Raw genomic sequence first — 9567 nt, 5'->3', positions numbered from 1 at the left:
ACACTCACTTTCGGCGGGATCTCCACAAGCATGTGGATATGATCTGGACAGCATTCTGCTTCCAGGATCGCTACGCATTTCCATTCACATAGCTTTCTTAATATGCTGCCTATTGCTCTACGTTTTTCGCTGTAGAACACCTGCCTCCGGTACTTTGGGGCAAATACTATGTGATATTTACAGTTCCATCGCGTGTGCGCTAAGCTCTTTTCGTCCCCCATCGGGACCTCCTTTCGATTCTTCGAATGAACCTTTGCAGTTGCCAGACCGCAAGGTTTTCTAACAAATCAAAAGGGGCTTTAAAAGCATACTCAAAGCTGTAAGCTTTACGGAACCCCCAGCCTAGCTGGGGGTTTTCGGTGCACAATAAAATGGCCCGCAGATGCGGGCCATTTTTTTCGCCTGAACGCCGCTTACTTGCGCAGCGCTTTCACCTGCTCGGCGGTGATATCCGCCGGCAAGCCGCCCCAGGTCACGCGCAGGTAATTCACCAGCTCCGCCACTTCGGCATCGCTCAGCCGCTCGCCGAAGCCCGGCATGCTCTGCATGCTTTCATCGTTCGGGAACTGCTGGGCCGGCAGGCCGTCCAGCACCGACACGATCAGGTTCTTGCCGTCCGCCTGGCGCAGCGTGGCATTATCGCGCATCGCCGGTGCCACGTGCGGTTTGCCCTCGCCTTCACGCGCGTGACAGCCAGCGCACTGATCCAGATAGGCCATGCGCCCGGCATCGCTACCCTGGCCCATTTTCACCGGCACCGCCGCCGGCGGCTGCTCGCCCATCAGATACAGCGCCAGCGCCTGATGGTCTTCCGGCGTCAAATGACGGGTGCTGAGATCCACCACCATGTGCATTTCGCTGAAGGCGGAACCCTGCGGCGCGAGGCCGGTGCTGAGGAAGCGGCTGACGTCCTGCGGCGTCCAGCCGCGCTGCGCCAGGCCGTGCGGCGTAATGTCCGGCGCCATGAAGCGGCCGAGATCGCCGCCCTGCATCGGCTTGGCGAGATCCATCTGCCCCAGCGCGCCGCGCGGCGTGTGGCATTCGCCACAGTGCCCCAGCACGTCGGCCAGATAGCGGCCGCGCTGCCATTGCGGCGAACTGCCCTGCGAACTGGCCGGCAGCGGATCCTGGCTGCGGAACAGCAGGTTCCAGCCGATCAGCGCCATGCGCTGGTTGAACGGGAACGGCATCTCGTTGGCAGGAATGGCGACGTCCACCGCCGGGCGCGTCATCAGGTAAGCGTAGATGTCGTCGGCATCCTGACGCGACATGCCCTTGTACGAAGTGTAAGGCATCGCCGGGTACAGGTGTCGCCCGCCCGGCGCCACGCCCTGCGTCAGCGCCAGGAAGAAGTCGTCCTTGGTCCAGCGCCCGATGCCGTGGTCGGCCGACGGCGTCAGATTGCTGCCGTAAATCGTGCCGAACGGCGTTTCCAGCGGATAGCCGCCGGCCAACGGCGCCCCGCCGCTGGCGGTATGACAGGCGGCGCAGTCGGCGGCCTGCGCCAGATAGCGGCCGCGGGCGATCTGTTCGGCACCGGCGGTCACCTGCTGCACCGGGCCGTCGTAACGGCGGTTTTCCCGCCACCACAGCAGCGCTATCACCACGATCGCCACCAGCACAATCAATACTGCGAGACGTTTTTTCATTGCGCCGTCTCCTTCAGCAGGCCCGGCGTTTTCAGCACCACGTCGCGCACCGCTTCGTAGTAGCGCACGTAGCCGGTACAGCGGCAGATGTGGCTGTCCAGCGCCTGCTCGATGGCGCTTTCCAGCTGCTCGCGAGCGATAGGTTCACGCTTGAGCTTTTCCACGAAAATGGTGGCGGCATTGACGAAGCCCGGCGTGCAGTAGCCGCACTGGAAGCTGTAGTGCTCCAGAAACGCCTGCTGGATCGGCGACAGCTCAACCACCTCGCCCTGCTCGTCCATCTTGGCGTGGCCTTCGACGGTACGCACTTTCTTGCCGTTGAAGAAATGCGCGCCGGTGATGCAGGTGCGCACCTCTTCGCTAGTGCCGCTCGGGTGATCGACGATCGCCACGCAGGCGTGGCAAATGCCCTGCCCACAGCCGAGGCGCGAACCGGTCAGGTCAAGGTACTCGTGCAGGAAATCGATCATCATCAAGCCTTCCGGCACCTCGATCGGGCCGTACTGCTTCTCGTTGATGGTCAGGGAGATCGGCTGGGTTTTAATGCTCATTGTAATACCTCACGAATATTTTCTGCACGAACGGGCAAATCACGGAAACGGTGGCCGGTGGCGTCGGCGATGGCGTTGACCAGCGCGGCCACGATCGGGATCATCACCACCTCCGCCATGCCTTTCGGCGGATCGGTTTCCGACAGCGCCGGCAGGATGTCGCCGCTCTGTTTCCACACCGCTACGTCGCTGGCGCGCGGCAGATGGTAACGGTTGAAGTTCCAGGTGCCGTTGCCCGGGCCGTCTTCGTACAGCGGTAAATATTCGTGCAGAGCATGGCCGATCCCCATCGCCAGCCCGCCCTGCAGCTGGCCGGAAACCAGTTCCGGCACGATCAGGTTGCCGCACTCCATGATCGAATGGTGATTCAGCAATTCCACCTGGCCGGTGGCGATATCCACCGCCACTTCCGCCAGCGTGCCAACGGCGCTGTAGTAGGTCACCGCCGCATTGTTGCGCTGGGTTGGCGGGTAGTAGACCTGCCCGCGTGCCAGCGGTTTGAATTCACCGCCGGCGTTGCGCAGCGCCATGCCGTCGATCGGCAGGCGTTCGCTTTTGCCGTTCAGCGTGAAATCGGCCTCCGCCCACTGCCAGCGGTTGAAAACGTGCACCGCCGCGCCGGTGACGCCGCCCATCTGATAGGCCGTCTTGGCCAGCAGCTCGAGGCTCAGCACCGACATGCCCGCCGCCGTCAGGCCGCCCTCGACCCAACGCGCATCTTCACGCCGCACCACCAGCGGCGCCGCCTGGCCGCCGCCGATGCCGGCCTGCCACAGCGCCATCGCCGCCGGCCACAGGCCGCGATCGAAGATCAGGCGCGCCGCTTCGCGGGTGCTATGCGAGAAGTAATAGGCCGAGTTGCTGGCGCTGGACGGCGAGCAGTAGCTCGGCGTCCAGTTAGGGTTGGTTTGCAGCTTATCCTGCTCCTCTTGCGACATCAGGTAAGGATCGCCGCTGGTGACCATCGGCAGCACCGACCAGTCGGTGACCGAGAAATGCGCTTCGTCGGCCGGTTTGCCCAGCCACTGTGCGCACAGCACCGACTGCGAGGTCGACATGCCGGTGCCCATCTCCGCGCCGCTGTGATGCAGCGTGATGCGGCCGTCTTCGCTCAGCTCCACCCGGGCGAACGAGGTTTCCGCCCCGGTGCCGAAGTCTTTCTGCACGCAGCCGAAGCCAACGCCATAGCGCTTGCCGGGATGGCGGCTCTCAAACTCGGCCTTGCGTTCGGCGCGCTTGAGCCACATCTCATGCTTCGCCGCCTTCTCCAGCACTTCATCGGCACGGATCGCACCGGCCGGGATCGCCCCCTGGGTATTTTTCATGCCGGATTTCAGCACGTTGCGCAGGCGGAACTCGATCGGGTCGATCTTCAGTTCAGCGGCCAGCTCATCCACCATCATCTCGGTGGCGGCCATGCTCTGCAGCGTGCCGTAACCGCGCGCCGAACCGGCGTCGATGGCGCGTGAGGCCAGCCCGACCGACGACAGATCGCTTTTCGGGAAGTAGTAAATAGACTGGGCGGCGGTCGCGCCGACCATCACCACCGAAGGGGTAAAGTTGCTGCGGCCGCCGCCGTCCGCGGTCATGTCACCGAGGAACGACTGCATAACGCCGGTCTGGCGATTCACCGCAATGCGGTAATTCATATCGAACGCGTGGCGCTTCAGCGCCGTCTGGAACTGCTCGAAGCGGTCATTGGCCAGGCGCACCGGGTGGCCGTCGCCGTACATCGCCGCCACTGCGCCGTAATACGGGAAGTTGTAGTGATCTTTCGAACCGTAGCCCACGGTGTAGCACGGGTGCAGGATCAGCTGTTTCACCGGCGGATTGCGCTTGGCCAGCATGCGCGGCATCTCGTCGGCCACTTCCTGCGGCGACTGGGTCGGCACCACCAGATGCAGCGTTTGCGTCTCGGCGTCGAACCAGCCGTTGGCGTTGTCCGGCTCCAGCGCCGAGGTATCGATCGACTGCGTAGTGTAGCGGCGTGACATCACCAGCCAATCGGCCGGCGGGTTTGCCATCTCGTCGGCGATCAGGCCCGCATAGCGCATGCCTTCCTGATCCAGCTTGCCGCCCTCGCGCCCTTCCGGCCACACCGGCAGATGTTTTTTCATCGATACCGGGAAGATTGGCGTGTCCTTCAGGCTGGAGAAGCGATCGTCGTCGAACGGTTGATCGCCCCCCACCCGCACATAGCGGAAGCTGCCCCAGGGATCGCGCTCCAGCGGGCCGGTGACCGCGCCGTATTTGATGGTCTCTTCGCGGAATTTCAGCTTGTCCTTGGCGAAGCGGAAACGGGCGAAGTCGTGATAGATCAGGATCGCCACCGCCTGGCCGAGGTAGGCCGGGGTTTTGCCGCTCGGCAGCAGCATGTCGTCACCGTAGAACGCCGGGAAGGCCAGGCCGTCGCGCGCCAGATCTTCCGCCGTCACCAGGCGATCCGGCTGCAGGTCGTCCCCCAATAGCGACAGATCGACCCCTTCGAACAGCCGGTCGGCTTTGGTGACGCGCAGAATGAAGGCGTGCGCCTGTTTCTGCGGCCAGTGCGGCATGTCCACCGCGCGGATATCGCGCGCGAACACCTTCTGCCCCATGACCTTGGCGCGGCCATCGATACGGAAACGGACGCGTTTGGTCTGCGGATCCCAGTTGGGTGACTGGAGGATTTTTTGCTCGAACAGCGCGGCGTAGGCGCGGCTGTACAGGGGCGCGAGATACACAGACACCCCCGCAATCACGGCGCTTTTGATAAAGCGGCGCCGCGACGGGTTGAAATTGCTCATAAATAAGTCCTTCACGTCTTTCTTGTAATTGGTTTTTGTTCGCGGTGTTGTTGCGCAAACGCTGACGACCTTGCCGTAGACGTCATAAGCATATGCTTATAACTAAAATTATGTGATGATTAACAGGTTGTTTTCAACAAAAAAACATTTACAAAACACAGGTAGTTTGTAGGCTAATAAATAATTTGCGCAAACGCGGACTTCAACCATGACCACGGGCATTGTCATTACCGCCGCCGGACGCGGGGAGCGCTTTATTCAGGCCGGCGGCCAGGGCAACAAATTGAACGCCGGATTTGCCGATGCGGCGGGCGAGCGGCGATCGCTGTTCGAACACACCCTGCGCCAGGCATTGACCTCCGGCCTGCCGGTACAGGTGGTGACCCGGCCGGATAATCTGCCGGTGCTGGCAGCCTGCGCCGCCAAGCAGGTGCCGGTCACCCTGCTCGCCAGTTCGGGCCTCGGCGACTCGATCGCCGCGGGCGTTGCGGCCACGCCGCACTGGCAGGGTTGGCTGATCCACCTGGCCGATATGCCGTTCGTCGGCGCCGAGGTTTTCCGGCAGGTGGCGGATGCCTTACGGCAGCACGCGATCGTGCGCCCCTGCTATGCGCAACAGCCCGGCCACCCGGTCGGCTTTTCCGCCCTATTGCGCAAACCACTTTGCCAACTGCGCGGCGATAATGGCGCGCGTGAACTGCTGCAAGGCGCGGCAGTGCACCTGCTGCCGCTTGAGCACCCCGGCGTCGTGCAGGATATTGATCTTCCATCGCAACTCCCGGCCAGCGAGTAAATTCACCTATGCAACATCTTGATGTCACCGTGGTCAGCCAGGCGATAAGCTGGCTGCAGCAACAGCCGGTCTGGTTATGCACCGTGCTCAGTACCTATGGCTCTTCGCCGAGGTCGCCGGGCGCGCTGATGGCGGCGACCCGCGACGGCCGCTACAGCGGTTCGCTGTCGGGCGGCTGCGTGGAGGAGGATTTTTTGCGCCGCGTGGCCGCCGGGGAGTATCAGGCGGCCAGCCAGGTGATCCGTTACGGCGAAGGCGGCATGACGCCCAACGTGGCGCTGCCCTGCGGCGGCGTGCTGGACGTGCTGATCGAATACCTGCCGGCGGGTGAAGACAGCATCGCTTACCTGCAACGCATCGCCGGCGCGCTGGAAGGGCATCACGCGTTGATCAAACGCCTGACGCTGCCCAACGCCTGCCACAGCCTCGAGCAAAGCCACTTCACCAGCGCCACGCAGGTCGAACGCCGGCTCGAGCAGATCACCCTGCACATCGCGGCCGCGCCGCGCCTGCTGATCGCCGGGCTGTCCAGCGTGGCGCTGTACTGCGCCGATTTCGCCGTGGCGCTGGGGTTTGAGGTGCTGGTGTGCGAGAACCGCCCGGAGGTGCTGGATAACTTTGCCGCCGAGCTGAAACCGAGCGTGACGTTGCTGCGCCAGTTTCCGGCCAAATTTATTGAAGAAGGGGGATGCCACGCCAATACCGCCGTCGTGGCGCTGACCCACGATCCGCGCATGGACGACCTGACGCTGATGGAAGCGATCCACACCCCGGCGTTTTACATCGGGGCCATGGGATCGCTCAGAAACAGCGCGCGGCGGCGCCAGCGTTTGCAGCAGATTGCCGAATTCACGCCGCAGGAGCTGGAACGCATCCATGCGCCGATCGGCCTGCCGCTGGGCAGCAAAACCCCGGCGGAGATCGCCCTGGCAGTGATGGCGGCGATCGTGCAGCACAAAAACCGGCTGCCGGCCGCCGACGGGATCAATGCAGCGGCACCACCGGCACCAGATGCTGCAGCTCCAGATGCAGTTCCTCTTTCCCGCTCAGCGAATAGCTGAACACCGTAATGTCCGGCCCGTCACCGCGGGCCAGCCCCATTTCGGGCAACACCTGCGTGTAGATCTGAATGATGTGGTCGTTGAGCGCCACCGGCTTGCCGGAATAGCGAAAACGGCAAAACTCGCCGTGGATCTCCGGCAGTGGCTCCAGCACCACGCCTTCGCGCAGCGGGTATTCCGTCGTCACGCCCAGGGTATAATCGACCCTGACCCGTTCGCCGTCCGGCACCAGCTGGGTAAACGAATAGGTTTGCGTCGGGCGCTCGCCCAACAAGGTGTAGAACTGCCCCCGCAGCGCGCTGCGCTGTGGCAGGTGCGACTTGTCCAGCTTCTCGATATCCAGGTGATAAGCGTACCGCTTGCCGTGAAAGGCGTATTGCCCCCGGGCGATGCTGACGCGTTCAACCTGAATATCGCCGGGCTGGCTGGCCGCCAGCGAACGCACCAGATTGCTGAAGTCCTGCTTGCGGGCATGGCGATACACGCTGGGCGATTCGGCGAAGTGTTTCTTGAAACAGCGCGAGAACGTCTGCTGGTTATCGAATTGGTATTCGACCGAGATATCGAGAATGCTCTTCTGCGTGAAACGCAAGGCGAAAGCGGCGAGGTAGAGGCGGCGAGCGCGGATGTACGAGGCTAACGACAATCCGGTCTGCTTCTTGAACATGCGCTGCAGGTACCATTTCGTATAGCCTGACTTGGCGGAAACGATATCCAACGACAGCGGATTGGTCAGGTTATCTTCAATCCAGACCAGCAATTCCTTGATATGACTTTCCTGCGTACCCATGTGCTTGCCGAACCTTCTGTTGCCGATATTCCATTAGTCGAATTTTAGTGCTATCCGCGTAGGGTATACAGGTTAAAACTCGACGTCCAGCAGGCTACAGGACTTTACACACTCCCCTTCACCGCCCGCAGGCGGCGAAGGGGGCCGCGCTTATTTCAGGCAGCTGGAGCATTGACCGGCCTGGATCTTCTGGAAGAAGTCATTGCCTTTGTCATCCACCAGGATAAACGCCGGGAAATCCTCCACTTCGATTTTCCAGATCGCTTCCATGCCCAGCTCAGGATACTCCACGCACTCCAGGCTCTTGATGCTCTGCTGCGCCAGCACCGCCGCCGGGCCGCCGATGCTGCCGAGGTAGAAACCGCCGTGCTTGTGGCAGGCATCCGTCACCTGCTGGCTGCGGTTGCCTTTCGCCAGCATGATCATGCTGCCGCCGTGGGATTGCAGCAGATCGACGTAGGAGTCCATACGCCCGGCGGTGGTTGGCCCCAGCGAACCGGACGCGTAGCCCTCCGGCGTTTTGGCCGGGCCGGCGTAGTAGATCGGGTGATCCTTGACGTACTGCGGCAGGCCTTCACCGCGATCCAGACGCTCTTTCAGCTTGGCGTGCGCGATATCGCGGCCGACGATGATGGTGCCGCTCAGCGACAGGCGGGTGGAAACCGGGTACTGCGACAGCTGTTTAAGGATCTCGGCCATCGGGCGGTTGAGATCGACTTTGATCGCCTCGCCTTCCCCGGCCTGACGCAGTTCCTGAGGAATGAATTTACCCGGATTGTGCTCCAGTTTTTCCAGCCAGATGCCGTCGCGGTTGATCTTGCCTTTGATGTTGCGGTCCGCCGAGCAGGAGACGCCCATGCCGACCGGGCAGGAGGCGCCATGACGCGGCAGGCGCACCACGCGGATATCGTGCGCGAAGTATTTGCCGCCGAACTGCGCGCCCAGACCCAGGTTCTGCGCTTCTTGCAGCAGTTCCGCTTCGAGTTCCAGATCGCGGAACGCCTGGCCATGCTCGTTGCCTTCGGTCGGCAGGCCATCGTAATACTTGGTCGAGGCCAGCTTGACGGTTTTCAGCGTCGCTTCCGCCGAGGTGCCGCCGATGACGAACGCCACGTGGTACGGCGGGCAAGCCGCGGTGCCCAACGTGCGCATCTTGTCGACCAGGTAGTTTTTCAGTTTGCCCGGCGACAGCAGCGCCTTGGTTTCCTGATACAGATAGGTTTTGTTGGCGGAACCGCCGCCCTTGGCGATGCACAGGAACTTGTACTCTTCGCCGTCCACGCTGTAGAGATCGATCTGCGCCGGCAGGTTGCTGCCGGTATTGACCTCTTTATACATATCCAGTGCGGCGTTCTGCGAATAGCGCAGGTTCTCTTCGATGTAGGTGTTGTACACCCCGCGCGACAACGCCGCTTCATCGCCGCCGCCGGTCCAGACGCGCTGGCCCTTTTTGCCGACGATGATCGCCGTGCCGGTGTCCTGGCAGGTCGGTAAAATACCCTTGGCGGCGATTTCTGAGTTACGCAGAAATTGCAGCGCAACGTACTTGTCGTTTTCGCTGGCGTCCGGATCGTCGAGGATATCGGCCACCTGCTGTTGGTGCGCCGGGCGCAGCATGAACGAGGCGTCGTGGAACGCATGCTGGGCAAGCAGGGTTAACGCTTCAGGGGCAACTTTCAGAATTTCCTGGCCTTCAAATTCGCTCACGGAAACGTGGTCGCGGCTCAGCAGGTAGTATTCGGTATCGTCTTTCTTCAGCGGGAACGGATCTTGATAGTGGAACGGTTTATTCGACATTGATCTCTCACTTGCAACATCAGCTGCGTTAAATTCACACTTGCGGCGCACGGCTCGGCGCCTTGTCAAAAAACTGCCTCCACCTTACGTATTTTTAATCAGTCAGTTATTGCGCCAAATCGCAAAATAACCGCTCTTTG

At 61.9% G+C, this 9567-nt stretch carries 8 protein-coding genes; 2 read left to right on the top strand and 6 right to left on the bottom strand.

Annotated elements, in window-relative coordinates; all coding sequences use genetic code 11:
- The 4 genes from tnpA to QOL81_RS18595 all read right to left on the bottom strand — a co-directional run.
- The coding region (tnpA, locus tag QOL81_RS18610; protein WP_208080681.1) for an IS200/IS605 family transposase at positions 1-221 on the bottom strand (221 nt) is incomplete at its 3' end.
- A gap of 192 nt (positions 222-413) precedes the next feature.
- On the bottom strand, positions 414-1649 hold the full coding sequence (locus QOL81_RS18605) for a cytochrome c (RefSeq protein WP_060441041.1): 1236 nt from the start codon (positions 1647-1649) through the stop codon (positions 414-416).
- Positions 1646-2200, bottom strand: a complete 555-nt coding sequence (locus QOL81_RS18600) for a (2Fe-2S)-binding protein (RefSeq protein WP_060441040.1) — start codon at positions 2198-2200, stop codon at positions 1646-1648. The genes QOL81_RS18605 and QOL81_RS18600 overlap by 4 nt, the downstream gene beginning before the upstream one ends.
- Positions 2197-4986, bottom strand: a complete 2790-nt coding sequence (locus QOL81_RS18595; protein WP_070913722.1) for a xanthine dehydrogenase family protein molybdopterin-binding subunit — start codon at positions 4984-4986, stop codon at positions 2197-2199. Before QOL81_RS18595 ends, QOL81_RS18600 begins: the two co-directional genes overlap by 4 nt.
- A gap of 208 nt (positions 4987-5194) precedes the next feature.
- Here QOL81_RS18595 and QOL81_RS18590 point away from each other — a divergent pair, with 208 nt between their 5' ends.
- Both QOL81_RS18590 and QOL81_RS18585 read left to right on the top strand, forming a co-directional pair.
- Entirely contained in the window at positions 5195-5779 is a 585-nt protein-coding gene (locus QOL81_RS18590) for a nucleotidyltransferase family protein (protein WP_197757826.1), read from the top strand.
- Positions 5780-5787: 8 nt separating this feature from the next.
- Positions 5788-6840 (top strand): XdhC family protein, encoded by a 1053-nt coding sequence (locus QOL81_RS18585; protein ID WP_060422662.1) that lies wholly within the window; start codon positions 5788-5790, stop codon positions 6838-6840.
- Here the strand turns inward: QOL81_RS18585 and QOL81_RS18580 are convergent.
- Together QOL81_RS18580 and fumA are read right to left on the bottom strand one after the other, a co-directional pair.
- Positions 6764-7630: a helix-turn-helix domain-containing protein gene (locus tag QOL81_RS18580; RefSeq protein ID WP_048234664.1), complete on the bottom strand. Its 867-nt coding sequence runs from the start codon at positions 7628-7630 to the stop codon at positions 6764-6766. The genes QOL81_RS18585 and QOL81_RS18580 overlap by 77 nt on opposite strands.
- A gap of 150 nt (positions 7631-7780) precedes the next feature.
- Positions 7781-9427 (bottom strand): class I fumarate hydratase FumA, encoded by a 1647-nt coding sequence (gene fumA / locus QOL81_RS18575; protein WP_033635936.1) that lies wholly within the window; start codon positions 9425-9427, stop codon positions 7781-7783.
- Between the last annotated feature and the right edge of the window lie 140 nt (positions 9428-9567).

Source organism: Serratia sp. CC22-02 (genome assembly GCF_900182895.1).
GTDB classification, from domain to species: domain Bacteria; phylum Pseudomonadota; class Gammaproteobacteria; order Enterobacterales; family Enterobacteriaceae; genus Serratia; species Serratia nevei.
The sequence above is the reverse complement of the archived record's forward strand: the minus strand, read 5'-3'. Positions and strand labels throughout refer to the sequence as shown.